This is a genomic window from Embleya sp. NPDC025285, from assembly GCF_055558835.1.
Genome location: NZ_JBVHLU010000058.1, coordinates 19,458 through 34,100, shown reverse-complemented (window position 1 = coordinate 34,100; position 14,643 = coordinate 19,458). Strand labels below are relative to the sequence as shown.

At 72.1% G+C, this 14,643-nt stretch carries 15 protein-coding genes; 3 read left to right on the top strand and 12 right to left on the bottom strand.

The genetic code is table 11. The features are described 5' to 3' along the window. Positions 1–88: 88 nt before the first annotated feature. The 8 genes from ACZ4FV_RS32015 to ACZ4FV_RS31980 all read right to left on the bottom strand — a co-directional run bounded on the left by ACZ4FV_RS32015 (position 89) and on the right by ACZ4FV_RS31980 (position 7,141). Positions 89–1,954 (bottom strand): helix-turn-helix domain-containing protein, encoded by a 1,866-nt coding sequence (locus ACZ4FV_RS32015; RefSeq protein ID WP_395860296.1) that lies wholly within the window; start codon positions 1,952–1,954, stop codon positions 89–91. Between the two features lies 1 nt (position 1,955). Next, entirely contained in the window at positions 1,956–3,248 is a 1,293-nt protein-coding gene (locus ACZ4FV_RS32010) for a cytochrome P450 family protein (RefSeq protein ID WP_465323885.1), read from the bottom strand. After that, on the bottom strand, positions 3,245–3,838 hold the full coding sequence (locus tag ACZ4FV_RS32005) for a GTP-binding protein (protein WP_402233482.1): 594 nt from the start codon (positions 3,836–3,838) through the stop codon (positions 3,245–3,247). Before ACZ4FV_RS32005 ends, ACZ4FV_RS32010 begins: the two co-directional genes overlap by 4 nt. After that, positions 3,819–4,199, bottom strand: a complete 381-nt coding sequence (locus ACZ4FV_RS32000) for a DUF742 domain-containing protein (protein WP_395860302.1) — start codon at positions 4,197–4,199, stop codon at positions 3,819–3,821. The genes ACZ4FV_RS32005 and ACZ4FV_RS32000 overlap by 20 nt, the downstream gene beginning before the upstream one ends. Next, a complete protein-coding gene (locus ACZ4FV_RS31995; RefSeq protein WP_402233485.1) occupies positions 4,196–4,633 on the bottom strand; it encodes a roadblock/LC7 domain-containing protein in 438 nt (145 codons plus the stop codon). The genes ACZ4FV_RS32000 and ACZ4FV_RS31995 overlap by 4 nt, the downstream gene beginning before the upstream one ends. Further along, positions 4,633–6,258 (bottom strand): ATP-binding protein, encoded by a 1,626-nt coding sequence (locus tag ACZ4FV_RS31990; RefSeq protein WP_465323884.1) that lies wholly within the window; start codon positions 6,256–6,258, stop codon positions 4,633–4,635. The genes ACZ4FV_RS31995 and ACZ4FV_RS31990 overlap by 1 nt, the downstream gene beginning before the upstream one ends. 335 nt (positions 6,259–6,593) lie before the next feature. Continuing rightward, on the bottom strand, positions 6,594–6,746 hold the full coding sequence (locus ACZ4FV_RS31985) for a hypothetical protein (RefSeq protein ID WP_395860308.1): 153 nt from the start codon (positions 6,744–6,746) through the stop codon (positions 6,594–6,596). Between the two features lie 74 nt (positions 6,747–6,820). Continuing rightward, positions 6,821–7,141 carry a cupin domain-containing protein gene (locus ACZ4FV_RS31980; protein ID WP_395860310.1) on the bottom strand — a complete coding sequence of 107 codons (321 nt, stop codon included), beginning with the start codon at positions 7,139–7,141 and terminating at the stop codon, positions 6,821–6,823. Between the two features lie 588 nt (positions 7,142–7,729). Between ACZ4FV_RS31980 and ACZ4FV_RS31975 the strand changes: the two genes are divergently transcribed. Continuing rightward, positions 7,730–8,566 (top strand): class II glutamine amidotransferase, encoded by an 837-nt coding sequence (locus ACZ4FV_RS31975; RefSeq protein WP_465323883.1) that lies wholly within the window; start codon positions 7,730–7,732, stop codon positions 8,564–8,566. 853 nt (positions 8,567–9,419) lie between these two features. Next, positions 9,420–10,028: a TetR/AcrR family transcriptional regulator gene (locus ACZ4FV_RS31970; RefSeq protein WP_395860314.1), complete on the top strand. Its 609-nt coding sequence runs from the start codon at positions 9,420–9,422 to the stop codon at positions 10,026–10,028. A 164-nt stretch (positions 10,029–10,192) separates the two neighbouring features. On the opposite strand, the gene ACZ4FV_RS31965 is transcribed toward ACZ4FV_RS31970, so the two are convergent. The 3 genes from ACZ4FV_RS31965 to ACZ4FV_RS31955 all read right to left on the bottom strand — a co-directional run bounded on the left by ACZ4FV_RS31965 (position 10,193) and on the right by ACZ4FV_RS31955 (position 12,387). Continuing rightward, positions 10,193–10,957, bottom strand: a complete 765-nt coding sequence (locus tag ACZ4FV_RS31965) for an SDR family NAD(P)-dependent oxidoreductase (protein ID WP_402233498.1) — start codon at positions 10,955–10,957, stop codon at positions 10,193–10,195. A gap of 247 nt (positions 10,958–11,204) precedes the next feature. Then, complete coding sequence (locus ACZ4FV_RS31960) at positions 11,205–11,849, bottom strand: dihydrofolate reductase family protein (protein WP_395860318.1); 645 nt, start codon at positions 11,847–11,849, stop codon at positions 11,205–11,207. 256 nt (positions 11,850–12,105) lie between these two features. Beyond that, positions 12,106–12,387 (bottom strand): three-helix bundle dimerization domain-containing protein, encoded by a 282-nt coding sequence (locus ACZ4FV_RS31955; protein ID WP_395860320.1) that lies wholly within the window; start codon positions 12,385–12,387, stop codon positions 12,106–12,108. Between the two features lie 360 nt (positions 12,388–12,747). On the opposite strand from ACZ4FV_RS31955, the gene ACZ4FV_RS31950 reads away from it, so the two are divergent. Continuing rightward, positions 12,748–13,032 carry an amphi-Trp domain-containing protein gene (locus tag ACZ4FV_RS31950; RefSeq protein ID WP_395860323.1) on the top strand — a complete coding sequence of 95 codons (285 nt, stop codon included), beginning with the start codon at positions 12,748–12,750 and terminating at the stop codon, positions 13,030–13,032. A 105-nt stretch (positions 13,033–13,137) separates the two neighbouring features. On the opposite strand, the gene ACZ4FV_RS31945 is transcribed toward ACZ4FV_RS31950, so the two are convergent. Beyond that, positions 13,138–14,577, bottom strand: coding sequence for a diacylglycerol/lipid kinase family protein (locus tag ACZ4FV_RS31945; RefSeq protein WP_465323882.1), 1,440 nt, complete (start codon positions 14,575–14,577; stop codon positions 13,138–13,140). Between the last annotated feature and the right edge of the window lie 66 nt (positions 14,578–14,643).

Here is a 14,643-nt window from a genome sequence, read left to right as displayed (position 1 = left end):
CGGTTCCAACCCCCGCGTTCGGTCGGCCGGCCATTGCCGTGCGCTTCGCGCCGGCCGGGTCGGCGGCGGGGCGAGACGAGGGCGGCCGTCAGCGGCTTGCGGCGAAGCCGCCGGCGCCCTGGGCGGGCCGGGGCGGGTCGCCGGGCAGCGCGGGGTGCGCGCCTCCCGGTGGCGTGGTCGCGTACAGCGCGACGGTCAGCGTCCTGAGGCCGCTCAGGCGCTGTTCCCCCTCCTCCGCCACGTCCTGCGGCAGGCCGGTGATCAGGTCCCTGGCGAGGAGGGGTTCCGCGGCGTGGATGTGCGCGCGGACGGTCTTGGTGGCGATCCCCAGGCGTGCCGCCGTCGCGTCGGCGTTGAACTCGGTGAGCACCCAGGTTCGCAGGGTACGGATGAGGTCGCGTCGATCGTCCGCCAGCGGCCGCAGCGTCCGCTCCGCCCACCCGCGGACCTGGGGATGGGAGAGTACGCCGTGCAGTGACACGTCCGAGCCCTGCCCAGGGGGCGTGGAGGGGAGTGTGCTGACGATCTGGATTGCCAGGGACAGCGTGATGCGGTCGAGCGTGCGGTCCGGGTTGATCCCGATCTCGGCGCACACGTGGTTGACCCGCCGGGCGATCGTGTTGCGGTGCACGCCGATGATCCGGGCTGCCGCCGACGTCCGGAACTCCAGTGCCATCGCGGTGGCTTCCAGGATCTGTTGCCCGGCTCGCGGCAGGCTCAGGATCGGCTCGAGAAACCCGGCGGCCCACCCGCGGGCGGCGTCCGGCAGGACGTCCACCAGGCCGGGGGTGCGGGACGAGGTGATGACCGTGCGCTCCGGGTGGTGTACCGCACGGGACAGGGCGTCGGCCGCTTCCCCGTAGGCGTCGCCGACCCCTTCCAGCGGATGCACCGGGCTGCCTCCGACCGCGACGTCCGCGCTGCCGAACGCCTGGCGCAGGGCTCGAAGTTCACGTTCCGCGTCGGTTCCGGGGTGTTCCGGGACGACGACGATGACGTGCTCGTGGTAGGCGGGGCAGCGGATGGCCAGTGCCCGGTCGTGGAGGCTGCGTTCCACCTCCGCCATGACGGTGTCGCGGTCCGCGCGTGCGCAGTCCACCACGAAGACCCGGGCGGACTCGCTGTCCAGGAGCCCGGGGGTGACGCCGGCCATGACCCGTCGGGCATGGGTGGTGTTGCCGGTCATCAGGAGTTGGAAGGCGGAGAGCCGGATGCCGCGGACGGCGGTGGTCAGGGCCGTGTCGGTCTGCCGGGGCCGGGGCGCCAAGGCGAACGTCAGCGCCGTGGCCGCGTGATGGACGATCTCCCGGTCCGCCCGCCCGGCGGGTTCCTTGGTCGCGACGATCAGGACCTGGTCGGCCGACAGGTGCACGGTGCCGGCGAACAGGCCGGCCGGCGTCGTCTGCAAGGGGCGGTCCGGCCGTTGGATGACGGAGGCCAGCGTGAGCGGGGCGGCCGGTGGCACCGCGGCGAGGATGCCGTCCGCGCCGCGTACGACGACTTCCGCGTCCAACTCGTCGGCCAGGAGCCGGCTGATCGCCCCGACGGCGTCGTGGGAGGTCTTGAGCTGCCCGATCAGTTCCGCCAATCTGGCGGCGTGCCGCCGGGCCCGGTCCGCGCCGAGGTCCAGCACGCTCTGCGCGAGGCCGGATCGCCACGCGGAGAGCGGGCGCGTGGAGGTGAGCAGCGGGAAGCCGCGGTGCTCCGCGGCTCGCCGGAGCGCGGCGATGGAGGCTTCGTCGGGGGCTTCCGCGACCGCGAGCCCGGCCGCCCCACCCGCGGCGAGCGTCGCCAGGAGCCGGTCCACCACCTGGAGGTTCGCGGCGTTGGCGACGATCAGGGCGTTCGCGATGTCCGCGCCGATCCACTCGCGGCCGGACAGGATGAGGGCGCGGTGCACCTCCCGATCCGCGCCGACCACCGGATTCAGCCCGAACTCGGGAATCGCACTCAAGTCACGCAGGGACAGCATGTCCTGCGGTCACCCCTTTCAGACCGGAACCGGAATCAGTGTCCACGACGGGTTCGCCGTCGCCTCGCGCGGGCGGCCCGTCGGCGCCGCGTCCGCCGTCGGGCGCGAACAGGACGCCCAGGTGCGCCGGGCACCGCCGGAACGGGCCGGGCCTGCCGGAGATCGCCGGAGTGGGTGTGGACAGGTCCCACAGGGCGTCGACGACCGTTTCGATCGCCGCTTCGGCGATGGTGGAGGCCACGGCCTGCGCGGGGCATCGGTGGGGGCCGGCCGACCACGCCAGGTGGCTGCGGTCCCGGGACCGCGGTATGCCGGGCCGGGCCGGGGCCGGTCCGGTGGCGGCGTGGCCGATCAGGATCGGCACCCCGGCGGGTATCGCGACACCGTGCAGGGTCGTGGGCCGCCGCGCGTAGTGCACCGACGCGTTCACCACCGGACACCGGGTCGCCAGGGTGGCGTCCATCGCGTCGCGGATCGTCACCGCGCCGCCGACGAGTTCGCCGGCATACGCCGGTTCGGTGAGCAGCGCGTGCAGCGTGGTGCCGATCCAGGCGGCCGTGGACGTGGCGCCGAGCAGCACCATCGAGCGCAGCAGCAGTTCGGCCTCCCGGTCGCCGAGCGCCGCCGGGTGCGCCAACATCCACGACGTCACGTCGGCACCGGGCCTGGCTCGCTTGGCCGCGACCACTTCGCCCAGCGCACGGTTCAGTTCCCCGGACGCCTCGGCCGCCTCCGGCAGCGCGTCGACCACGGGCCAGGCGTACGCACGGACTTGTTCGGCGATGTCCGCCGTGCCGCCGAGCAGCTCGACCAGGGTGTGTACGGCGACGCGTTCGGCGAACTCGGCCATCAGGTCCGCGTGTCCGCGGCGGGCGAAGGACTTGACGAGTTCCCGTGCGTAGCGCTGGACGCCGCGCCGGATGGAGTGCAGATCGACGCAGGCCAGGCAGTCGTCCACGACCCGCCGCAACCGCTGGTGCTCCTCGGCGTCGGTGTGCTGGAGACCGCCGGCGTACATGAGCGCGAGTCCGGGCGGGACGCTGTCGCGCGCCAGGGCCTCCCACGTGCCCGGGTCCCTGGTGTACGCCGGGTCGCCGAGGAGTTCGCGGGCGGCGGCGTGGTCGGTGACCACGAGGACCCGTACGCCGTCCGCGACTTCGGCCCAGGCCACCGGTCCGGCGGCGCGCAGCGATCTGTGGGCCGCTTCCGGGTGTTCGCGAAACGCGGTGCCGAACAACCGTGGCACGGCGGCGGATTGCTGGTCCCGGTCGGTCATCGGGCGCGGCTCCCTGCGGGTCGGAGGATGTCGGTGACCAGCGCGACCAGGGCGCGCTTCGCCGAGTGCATGGTGCGGGCGTCGATGAAGACGAGGGGGCGGTCGCCGGGGAGGGTCAGTGCGTCGCGCAGCGCGTCCTCGGGGTATTCGGGGGCTCCGGGGAAGGTGTTGACGGCCACGACGTAGGGCAGTTCGGCCTCCTCGAGGAGGTCGATCGACTCGTAGGACCGGTCGATGTACCGGGTGTCGACGAGCACCAGCCCGCCCAGGGCACCGGTCAGCAGCGAACGGATCATCGCGGCGAAGCGCGGCTGCCCGGGTGCGCCGAACAGGTAGACCACGATGTCGCCGTCGCCGAGCGTGCGCCGCCCGAAGTCCATGGCCACCGTCGTCGTCGACTTCGTGTCCACCGCCACGTCGTCCACCAGTTCGCCGGCACGCGTCAGTCGCTCCTCGGTGTGCAGCGGACGCATCTCCGAGAGCGTCGCCACGTAGGTGGTCTTGCCGACACCGAACGCCCCCAGGACCACGACCTTCACCGATCGTGCCCTGGCGGGCAGATATCCGCGGTCAGAGACGCTGGAGGCCATGCAGAACCCTTTCGAGGAAGTCCCGGTCGTGCGGTTGTGCGAGCGGCGTGAAGGGGTCCGCGGCACGTACGTGGCCGCTGACGACCAGGTCCGCGACGACGGCACGCGCCACGGCCCCCGGAAGCTCCAGATGCGCGGAGACGTCCGCCACCGACAACACCCCCGGCACCAACAGCGCGACCACGCGACGCGCTTGGACGCCGAGTCCGGTCACCGGGGCCGTGGGGTCGACCGACAGCAGCGTCGCCACGTCGATGCGGGGGCGTTCGCCCTGCGGTGCCGCCGCTTCCGCGCGGATGACCGTGTGCGAGCGGACGACGCCGCGGCGCGTGTGGCCGCTACCACCCGCGCCGGAGGTCATGCCCGGGCGGGTGCCTGGCGGTCCCGGGCGGCAAGGAACGGTCCCAGGGCCTTGATGAGTTTGAGCGATTTCGACAGTGCCAACTGCACGTTCTGGCTGATCGAGTCGCCTTCGACGGCGACGCCCAGGCCGCTGTTGCGGCCTGCCGCGAGCAGGAGGACCGTGTACCGCGTGAAGTCCATGATCTGATAGCGCATCAAGAGGTCGTCGGGGGTGGTTCGGCAACAGTCGGCGAACGTGTCCTGCAGGGAGGCCACGCCGGCGAACGCCGCGCAGGACCGCTCGGCCTCGTCACGGCCCAGGCCGTCGGTGGCCGCCAGCGCCAGCCCGTCGGTCGAGAACAGCACGGCGGAGACGACGCCCTCCCCGAGGAGCGCGTTGAGGTGCGGGCGCAGGTCGGCCGTGTCGGCCGTGGCGTGCGGGTACTCGGACATCACGTGCTCCAACCTTCGTTGACGCTGTCGCTTCGGTCGTACTCGGCCGCCAGGACACCCCTGAGCCGAGCGAACCCCTCGGTGAACGCCTCGGCGTCGGCCACCTCCTCCTGTCGCGGCGCCGGGTCCCTGCGCGCCGGGCGCCGCGGCTGCCGCTTGGGCAGCCCGTACGCGGTCAGCTCCGGTGCGGCGGGCGTTTCCCCCGCCGTGGTGGACGGAGAGGTCGCCGGGGACACCGCGGTGGGGATGTCGGTCCCGCCACCCGTCCCGGCCGTGGGCAGCCGCGCCGCGGGCAGTTCGGAGACGTACGGCTCAGCCGCGGACAACTCGGCCGTGTACTGGTGATCCTCGGGCAACTCGCCCTGGACCGCGGCCGGTTCGGCGGCGTACGTCCGACCCGCGGGCAGTTCGGCCGGGTACGGCGCGGCGGCGGACGACGGCTCCTGTTCCACTGCCATGGGTGGGTACCGCGTTTCCTCGGGTCCGTCCGCGACCAGATGCCCGGTGGGGATCAGCAGGTCGGCCCGGACGCCGCCGGAAGCGGACGGGGACAGGCCGACCCGCAGCCCGTAGGCGTGTACCAGACGCCCGATGACCAGGAATCCGAGGCGCCCGGGATCGCCCAGGCCCGTGACGTCGGTCTCGCCGGACGCGAGTGCGCGCTCGGCCTCCCGGAGTTGGAGCGGACTCATGCCCAGCCCTTGGTCCTCGACCGTGATGCGCATGCCGGCCGCCACCCTGACGACGTGTGTGGCGGCCGGGGCCCCCGAGTAGGAGGTGGCGTTGTCCAGCAACTCCGTGAGGACCACGATGACCGGCTCCACCACGAGACCTTCCACCACCGTCTCGCCGGTCTGCGCCCGGTAGGTGTAGTCGACCGCCTCGCTCTGCCGGACGCGTCCGCGCGCGCTCTCCACGATCTCCGCGACGGTGCAGTTCGCCCGTTGCACGCCCGGCCACGACTCGGTCAGGATCCGCAGGCGCTGCACGGTGTGCCCCGCCAGTGTGACGCTGTGGTCCACCCGGGCGAGCGTGCGTGTGTACGCCCCGTCCGGACGTGCCGACAATTCCGGGTCGTCCTGGTCGTCGAGCGCGTTGTCGATGTCCCGCTGGGCACGCGTCAGGGCCGCCTGGATCTCCTCGGCCGCGACCCGCACTCCGGCGCGGGCCGAATCCTCGACGCGGCGCCGGACCGCGGCCGCCGCCTCGCGCAGCGCCTCCTCGATCTCCGCCATGCGCTCCGCCACCTCGGAACCGTCGAACACGTCCGGACGGCGCAGCCCCGTGGGCGCGGCGATCGACACACCTTGGAGGCGCTGCGCCACCGCGGGCAGACGTACTGCGACCAGGTGTTCCAGCTCGGCCATCACAAGCTGGAGTTGCGACCAGTTCGCGGCGGCTTCCGCCCTGACCTCCTCGACCTCGCGGAGCACCGCGGAACGGGCCTCGTGAGCGGCCTGCCCGGCCGTCTGCTCCGACCGGGCCGCGGCCTGCCGGGCCCGGTCGTGCACCTGTCGGACGTGTTGCGCGGCTCTGCGTCGCCCCGGCAGGTGGCCGAGCCACGTCAGGCCGGCGGCGAGGCCCGCACTCGAAGCGCCGACCCAGATATGCACGTCATCGATCACGAATTTCAAACCAATCGCCGCACGAAAGGAGCCGGTGGTGCACCGGTGATCCGGAACCCGGTTTCCCGGTTCCGGCTGCGGAGATCAGCACGCTAGAGGACGACCGGAGCGCGGAGCCACGGCCCTGATGCACCAATTTCGGCCATCCATAGGGCACTCGTGCACCATTTGAAGCACCGGATGCCCCCATCGGCCGCTTCGGCGGCCAGGGGTGGGCAGCGGTGCACTTCCGGTGCGTCGGGGCGTCGAGTCCGTCGGATTCGCGCCGGAGCCGCCGGTACACACCGTTGAACACGCGGTAGCCGTCGGCCCGCTTGTCCCGGGCCGAGCCGTCGTCAGGAACCGGGCGGGCGGCAGCGCCGACAGCGGCAGGCCGGGTACGCGCTCGTCTGCGCGCACACCCGCTCGGAGACGACGACGGTCTGCGGTGCGGCAACCGGGATACGGTCGCCGGTCGTCTCGTCGACCCGGTAGACGGCCAAGGTCATCCGGCGAGGTCGCGGTTGCCCGGGCCAACGGGACTCCGGTGCGCTGGTCATCGACATCACCAGGCCCTTCGGCGCTACAGGCCCGCGGGGTGGATCGCGAGCACCGTGCAGCCCACTTCGGACTGCGGAAAGTGCACCGAGCCCGGGGTGCCCACGATGACGCTGCCCTTGCCGTACTCGGCGTGTCCGTCCAGGAACACGCCCTCGGTGACGATCAGGATCTCCGGCTGGGCATGGGCGTCCTTCCCGAAGGCGGCGCCCGGCGCGAAGTTCAGCTCCATGACGACCGACGGGTCCTCGGTGCTGCCTTCCTTCAGCACACGGGCGACGATCCCGTCGGCGACCGTCGACGGCGGCGTGTCCTGGATCGAGGTCACCCGGAATCCTGGCTGCATGATCGTCCCTTCCCTTGCACGGCACACATCTCGACCGCCCGGAGCCTGGTCTCGGTCCGGCCGGCGGTGATGAGCACGCTAGAGGGACGCGCGTGGCCGGAACTACGACCTCCGTGCACCAATTTCCGGCGCCGAATGGGGCCCCGTGCACCATCTCTTCCCACCGGATGTGCGTGCCGGTCACCGCGTCGACCGAACCAAGGGCGCGCGTGCACCGGCGAGTGCGACGCCGATGACGGCCGCGCACACCGCGGGACCGCGGCCGGCCGTGTCCGCGGCCCGATCCGGCCGCCGCCCTTGCCGCATCGGCTTCCGCCCGGGTGCAACCACCGGCGGACGTGCCTAGAGTCGAAAGGAGGAGACCGTGGAGTCCGGGCGGCGTGGACATCCACGACGTCGACGCGGAAGCGATCCGTCGCTACGTCGCCGAAGCCCCGGGAGCCGTGTGACGGGGGCGATGTGCCAAGGCCGGATCCGCACAACGCGCTCGTGTCGGGCGCGGCGGCCCGGGCCCGGCGGCGCAGACCCACGACGCGGTTCCGCGGCGCGGGTTCCGCAGCGCAATCCCAAGACCGGAGGCGGTAGACGATGTGCCGTTGGCTCGCCTACGCGGGGACCCCCATCCTGCTCGAGACCATCCTCTACAAACCGACTCACTCGCTGATCGATCAGAGCCTGCACTCCCGGCTGGGCGTCGAGACGACCAACGGCGACGGCTTCGGCGTCGGCTGGTACACACCCGGCGTCGACGCTCCGGCGCTCGTGCGGGACACCGGCCCGGCCTGGAGCAACCGCAATCTCCGGGAGATCGCCGACCACGTCCGCTCTCCCCTGATCTTCGCGCACATCCGGGCCTCCACCGGCACGGCGGTACAGCAGAGCAACTGCCACCCGTTCCGTCGCGGGCGTTGGATGTGGATGCACAACGGTTCCATCACCGACTTCCACCGCACCAAGCGAGACCTGGCCCTGGCCGTCGATCCGGACCTCTTTCCCGACATCGAGGGGTCGACGGACTCCGAGCTCATGTTCTTCCTGGCACTGACCTTCGGCTTGGAGCAGGACCCGCCGGGCGCCGTGGCGCGGATGGCCGGCCTGGTGGAACACACCGGTCGACGGCACGGCGTGGAGTTCCCGCTGCAGATGACGGTCGCGGTGACCGACGGCCGACGACTGTGGGCATTCCGCTACTCCAGCCAGACGCAGTCACGCTCGCTCTTCTACAGCACCCGAGTGGACACGCTGCGCGCGCTCCACCCCGATGTGGCGTTCCTGCGCGAGGTTTCCGGCGAGACCCGCCTGATCGTGTCGGAGCCCCCCGGCGACCTTCCCGGTGCCTGGAACGAGGTCCCCGAGGGCAGCTACGGCATCGTGCAGTCCGGCGAGAATGAACTACACCCCTTCGCCCCCAGCCCGCCCACCTGAGGGATCACGCTCCTCCTTCTCGGGGACGTACCGGCCCGGCGCGACCCAAAAGCCGGGCCGGTCGGCGTCCACTCTCGTGCCTGGTCCACGATTCGGGACGCCAACTGCTCGGCCGGCCGTACGGCGGGGCCGTCGCGGCGTCGAGAGAGGACCAGGCCCAGATGGCGGCGCGGGCTCGGCTCGGCCGGCGGGATCTCGCTCAGTTCGCCTGCCGGCATGCCGCCCGCTCAGGAGGGTTCGCGGTGGGATGGGTTCCTCTCTCGACGCGGATCAGGGAATTTGGGCGATGGCTTCGCGGCGTGGGTCGTGGTCGGGGCGAGGCGTGGTGTGCGTGCCGGGTTGTTGACCGGGGCGTGCTCGGGCAGGCGCGCGGCGGTCTTGTGCTGCTCCGCGATTCGCGTGGCGGGTGCGAAGCCCGCCGAGGTCGGAGCGACGGCTTGTGCGGCTGCGGCGGACAGGCTGTGCGCAGCGGCACGCTCGGCGCGGGACGGGGAATTCGGCTGTCCGGCCCGCGCACCATCGCCGTCCTCGCCCGCGGAACCGCTTCGACCGTGCCCGGCATGCTGCCCGTCCCCGAATACGTCGATGCCGCCGGGGAGTTCGCCCGCCTCCACCGCCCCGACCGGCTTGGTCGTCCGCCCGGAGGGGCACCTCGGCGCACGCTTCCCGCTCACCGACACCGCGGCGGCCCTGTCCGCCTACCTCACGGCCTTGTCCGCGCCGGTATGAGCCCGGTCGACCGCGGCGAGGGTCGCGACCACGGCCGGCCACCACTCCCCCACCGCCCGCAGCGCCCCGGCCGCTCGGCCGTCCACTAAAGTGGACCACTCAGTCCATTGCAAGGAGGCGGGGCATGCCCGGGGAGCTGACCGCGAAGGGCAAGGCGACGCGAAGTCGGATCGTCGCGGGTGCGGCGGCGGTCCTGCGGGAAAGAGGCGTCGCCTCGACGACGCTGGACGACATCATGGCGCGGACCGGCACCAGCAAGAGCCAGCTTTTCCATTACTTCCCGGCCGGCAAGGACGAACTGCTCGTCGCGGTGGCTCGGTTCGAGGCGGAGCAGGTCCTGGAGGACCAGCAGCCGTATCTGGGCCGCCTCGACTCGTGGGAGGCCTGGGAGCAGTGGCGGGACGTGGTGATCAAGCGCTACGAGGCGCAGGGGGACCAGTGCCCGCTCGGGTCGCTGTTCCTTCAGGTCGGGCGTTCGACTCCCGGGGCGCGCGCGATCGTGATCGAGTTGCTGCGCCGCTGGCAGGAGAGCCTGGCCGCGGGCATCCGGGCGCTGCAGGCGGGCGGCATGCTTCCCGCCGAGCTGGATGTCGACGTGCGGGCCGCCTCGCTGCTGGCGGCGATTCAAGGGGGTGTGTCGATCCTCCTGTCGACGGGTCGGTCCACGCATTTGCGCGCCGCTCTCGATCAAGGGATCGCGGACCTGCGCCGCGCGGGCGGCGCGGTGGCGTGATCCGCCCGGGCCGACGCACGGGCCCATCCGGGTCGGGCGCCGTCCTGCCCGGCCGCCGCGCACCCGCCCGGCAGGCGCGGTGCGTGCGCGTCCGGCCCCGGACCGGGGCGGGCGGCTCCGCAGGAACCACCCGCCCCACGGCCGTTCCCGGGGCGCGCCCTGCTTCAGCCGGCGATGACGGCGGCGGTGGTGCGCCCGCCGTCGACGTCGAGCACGATGCCGTGCACGAACGAGGACTCGGCACCGGCCAGGTACACGGCGGCGTTCGCGATGGCGTCGGGGGTGCCCATCCGTCCGGCGGGGGTGCCTTTCATCATGATCTCGCCGGGGTGGGCCTCCTCGGGTGCGGGCGTCAGCACCACACCCGGGGAGATCGCGTTCACCCGAACACCATGCGGCCCGAACTCCGCCGCCCAGGCCCGGGTCAGGGTCTCCATGGCTCCCTTGGTGGAGCTGTAGAGGGCGCCGACCGGAATGCCCAAGCGGGCGATCCACGAGCCCAGGTTGATGATCGCTCCGTCGCCGGCCTCCGCCATGACGGGTGCCACGGCCGCGGTCAGGAAGAACGGGGCCTTCACGTTGACCGCGTAGACCCGGTCGAACGTGCTCTCGTCGGTGGCCGCCGTGGTGTCGCCGGGGTAGATGCCGGCGTTGTTGACCAGGACGTCGATGCGACCGCCGAGAACCCGCGTCGCCTCCCGGGCCAGCGCCTGCGACGCGGCGGCGCTTCCGTCCAGGTCGGCCTGCACGAACTCGGCCCGGCCGCCCCGGGCGCGGATCCCGTCGACGACCTCCCCGCCACGCTCGGCGCTGCGGCCCGAAACGGCGACGTACGCTCCCTCGGCGGCGAATGCCTCCGCGATCGCACGTCCGATGTTGCTGGTCGCTCCGGTCACCAGGGCGGTCCGCCCCTCGAGTCGCATAGACATGGTCCACTCCGTTGTTCGGTGCTCCACCGTGAACCCGAACGGCCGGACCGCATACCGCCGTCGACCGGACGAGGGCCCTGGACGACCAGGGCGCAGGGCCACTGTGCGACGGAAAAATTGGACCAGCAAGTCCAAACCTGGGGATGCTCCGGACCACGGGTCGACATTGGAGACCCGAGACGCCCGCGGGCCCCGGACCCACCTCGGGATCCGAGGCCCCGTGCGCCTCACGTGGGCGAAATTCGTGTCACTTCCGCCAGAACAAGTGGTGCGTCACGCCGCTCGGGCTGGGCACGACCTCCAGGTGGAAGCGGTCGAGCAGTTCGTCGGGTGACTGCCACAGTCGAAGTCCGGACCCGAGCTTCACCGGCGACACCGCCACGTGCATGGTGTCGACCAGGTCGGCGTCGAGGAACTCCCGGATGACGGTGACCCCGCCGCCGAGCCTCACGTCCTTGCCCCCGGCCGCCTCCCGCGCCTGTTCGAGAACCGTGGCCGGGTCGCCGTCGACGAAGTGGAACGTGGTGTCGGAGAGCGTGAACGAAGGCCGCCCGTGGTGGGTCATGACGAACACCGGGGTACGGAACGGCGGCTCGTCGCCCCACCAGCCGCGCCATTGGTGATCGAGCCAGGGCCCGCGCTGGGGCCCGAACTTGTTGCGACCCATGATCTCGGCACCGATGTTGCGCGGGTAGTCGCGCGTGAAGTGATCGTCGAGGCCCCGGCTGCCCCCGGGATCGGTACGCATGGGCCAGCTCGCCGTGGCACCGGCCCAGGCGAACAACCGCTCCGGCTCCACGTGGCCGAACGGGCGCTCGAAGGTCTGATCCTCACCGGCGCCGATACCGTCGGCGGAGACGCTGAAGTTCTGCACCCTCAATAGCTGAGTCATGATTTCCTCCCATGTTGTCGACAACGGCGATGAGACCCACCGCCGCGGATCGGCGGTGCCCGGTCGATGTCCTCCGCACGGGTTCGACCGGGCTCGCGCGCTGCTCTCACGGGTGGGTCGGAATCGCTCTCCCGTTCTCGACACGGCTGCGCGGGAAATCCCGAGCAATCTTTCGGGCCGTCTGACACGTGCCCGGCCGCACGGCCTTGTCGGCGGCACGGCGCCGCTGCCTGCCGGGGTGACCACCGTGTTCGGCTCACCGCTCCACGATGTGCCAGGCCGTGGCTCCGTGTCCCCGGGACTCGATGTCGGGCGGCAACGTCGCCGGTGCCGGGGGCGTGACGCCGTCCGCGAGCATGGTTCTGGCGCGCCGTTCGACCAGGATCGGGACGTACGTCCGGATCGGGGCCTCCCTCAGCGCGTCCTGGGCCGCCTCGACGAGCGCGTCGACGGTGGCCGGATCCACGGAGGGAAAGGCGCATTTGAGCCGGGCCGCCGCATGCCGGACCGCTGCCTGCTCATCCTGCCGGGCGTTCATCCGAAGATCCTCGAGGACGTCACCGACGGTGCCTTCCACAGATGATGCGGTCGGGTCACCCACCCGGGGCGTCATGACCGCATCGCCGGGCGACCCGGGGGCTGCGGCGGATCAGGTGTGGACCGGCCACGGAGGCGATCGGCCCCGTCTCCATGGGAACTCGCCCGACTCCCGGCGTCCAGTCGGGGCGGTCCGTCGGGCGCCGCACCGGGAATGCGACCGTACGACGCTCGGGAGCTTCGTACCGCCGACACCGCTCGTCCAACGCCGCAGCCCGTCCGGCGCCACCGGATGCCCAGGTGCCACGCGGGGCGCAGACTCGACTGCAGAGACTGTTCGTAGCGGAGTGGGAGGCTTCCCATGAAGGACCTCAAGTTCGAGCAGAAGGGCTCCCTGTCACGGACCGAGGCGGCCGAATTGCTCTCCGCGCTTGCGACCGCGCTGAGGCGCGGCGGTCACGTCGAGTTGGAGCTCGGCCCCGGCGTGCTGAGCATGCACGTTCCCGACGAGCTGCGCAGCGAGGTCGAGGTGGAAGTGGGCGACGGCGAGATCGAGCTCGAAATCGAACTCAAGTGGTCGACCACGCAGGCCAAGACAGCAGCCGCTCCGAAGTCGAAGTCCGGCGAGGCACCCACCGAGCGGTGACTGTTGCCGCGCCCGTTGCCGGGCGCGGCACCAGCGGCCGCCGAAGAGCGGTGGGTCGTCACGCCGTGGTGCGCCGTCAGCTCGCGGTGGGCCGTCGGTCGGCCGTCACTCCCGCTGCCCGCGACGGGTCGAGGAGGTACCGCCACCCGCGGGACGCGTCGTGTTCAGCGCCTGGTGACGCAGCAGGGCCAGGTCGATCGGCGGCTTCGACCGTGGCACGCCCGGCCGTTCCCGCGGCACGCGCACCCGCAGGGCGAGCGGCCGGATCGTCAGTCGCACCGGGGTGGGCATGAGCACGGCCTCACCATCGATGCCGACCGGGATCCGGGTGGCGTGCGACTCGACGAGCACCTCGTGTGCGACGAGTGTGCGCAGTCCTCGGCCACGGCGGCCACGCAGCAGTTCGACGGCCTGCTCGGCGTTGCCGACCGTGATCGCGATGACGCCGAGCAGGCCGCTGTCGAGGCGGGCCCGCCGGCCCAGCTCGGTCGGACCGCCGAACTCGTACGGGTTGTTGCTGACGAGTAGCGTCTTCGGGCCCTCGATGACCACCTCGCCGTCGATGCGGACGACCAGGTGCGGGCCGCGCCGGCCGGAGAGCGTTTCGGGAAGCAGTTCGAGCATCGTGCCCCGCTTGTCGCCCCGGTACGCCGGGCTCTGCACGACATCGGCGTAGGCACCGAACGAGGCGGTGTTGACAAAGGTCCTGCCGCCGATCAGCCCCAGGTCCACGCAGACCTCGACGCCGTCGTTCAAGGCGTCGAGGCCGGCGTCCGGCCGTTCCCGGTCCAACCCGAGGTCCATCGCGAAGTGGTTGCGTGTGCCCGCCGAGACCACGAGGAACGGAAGGTCGTTCTCGGCGGCGATGCCGGCGACGAGCGCCTGGGTGCCGTCGCCGCCCGCGACCCCGAGCAGATCGGCCCCGTCCGCCACCGCCTTCCGGGCCAGTGCGGCGACGTCGATCTGGCCGGGGCCGTCGAGCAGCGCCACCTCCGCGCCCCGCGCGGTCGCCTTGTCGTCCAGTGCGAACCGGGCCACCTTTCCCCCGCCCGAGCGCGGATTCATGATCAGAAAGGGTCGGATCGGGGGCGGCGTCTCGCGCTCGGGCATGCCGGCAGGCGGCCGGGCCAGGATCAGGGCGGCCCTCGCGGCGGCAACCGCCAGTGCCGCCAGGAGCAGCGTCAGCACGATGTCCCACACATGGCCGCGGGCGATGTAGCAGACGATCACGGTGATCGGCGCGGCGACGGCGACGCCGGCGCAGATCCAGCGCAGTGGGCTTCGGTTGCTCAGGAAGCCCGACAGCGCCGCGACCGTCACCACGAGTCCGAGCACACCCACGATCAGCACCAGCAGGCTGCTGCGACCACCACTGACGAGGATCGCCGCGGCGCCGAGCGCCGCCACGAAGGCCAGCCGGGCCAGCCGGCGCTGGGAGCCCGTCACCGGCGGCCATTGCTTCTCGGGGGTCTCGGCCGCCCCGAGAGGACGCCCAGGGCCGCGGCCTGTTCCCGGGCCCCGGCCGGGCTTCTCGGAATCCGTCATGACTCCTCCGTGACCGTGTGCACTCGGGACGCGGGATCCGCCCGAGCCTCCGCGCCGGTCATCGTG

Bases quoted from the DNA above. Each gene is read 5' to 3' on its own strand.
- ACZ4FV_RS31960 (WP_395860318.1), bottom strand. From the start codon at position 11,849: ATGACTCAGCTATTGAGGGTGCAGAACTTCAGCGTCTCCGCCGACGGT.
- ACZ4FV_RS31975 (WP_465323883.1), top strand. From the start codon at position 7,730: ATGTGCCGTTGGCTCGCCTACGCGGGGACCCCCATCCTGCTCGAGACC.
- ACZ4FV_RS31965 (WP_402233498.1), bottom strand. From the start codon at position 10,957: ATGTCTATGCGACTCGAGGGGCGGACCGCCCTGGTGACCGGAGCGACC.
- ACZ4FV_RS32010 (WP_465323885.1), bottom strand. From the start codon at position 3,248: ATGACCGACCGGGACCAGCAATCCGCCGCCGTGCCACGGTTGTTCGGC.
- ACZ4FV_RS32000 (WP_395860302.1), bottom strand. From the start codon at position 4,199: ATGACCTCCGGCGCGGGTGGTAGCGGCCACACGCGCCGCGGCGTCGTC.
- ACZ4FV_RS31995 (WP_402233485.1), bottom strand. From the start codon at position 4,633: ATGTCCGAGTACCCGCACGCCACGGCCGACACGGCCGACCTGCGCCCG.
- ACZ4FV_RS31980 (WP_395860310.1), bottom strand. From the start codon at position 7,141: ATGCAGCCAGGATTCCGGGTGACCTCGATCCAGGACACGCCGCCGTCG.
- ACZ4FV_RS31955 (WP_395860320.1), bottom strand. From the start codon at position 12,387: ATGAACGCCCGGCAGGATGAGCAGGCAGCGGTCCGGCATGCGGCGGCC.
- ACZ4FV_RS32005 (WP_402233482.1), bottom strand. From the start codon at position 3,838: ATGGCCTCCAGCGTCTCTGACCGCGGATATCTGCCCGCCAGGGCACGA.
- ACZ4FV_RS31950 (WP_395860323.1), top strand. From the start codon at position 12,748: ATGAAGGACCTCAAGTTCGAGCAGAAGGGCTCCCTGTCACGGACCGAG.
- ACZ4FV_RS31985 (WP_395860308.1), bottom strand. From the start codon at position 6,746: ATGACCTTGGCCGTCTACCGGGTCGACGAGACGACCGGCGACCGTATC.
- ACZ4FV_RS31945 (WP_465323882.1), bottom strand. From the start codon at position 14,577: ATGACGGATTCCGAGAAGCCCGGCCGGGGCCCGGGAACAGGCCGCGGC.
- ACZ4FV_RS31970 (WP_395860314.1), top strand. From the start codon at position 9,420: ATGCCCGGGGAGCTGACCGCGAAGGGCAAGGCGACGCGAAGTCGGATC.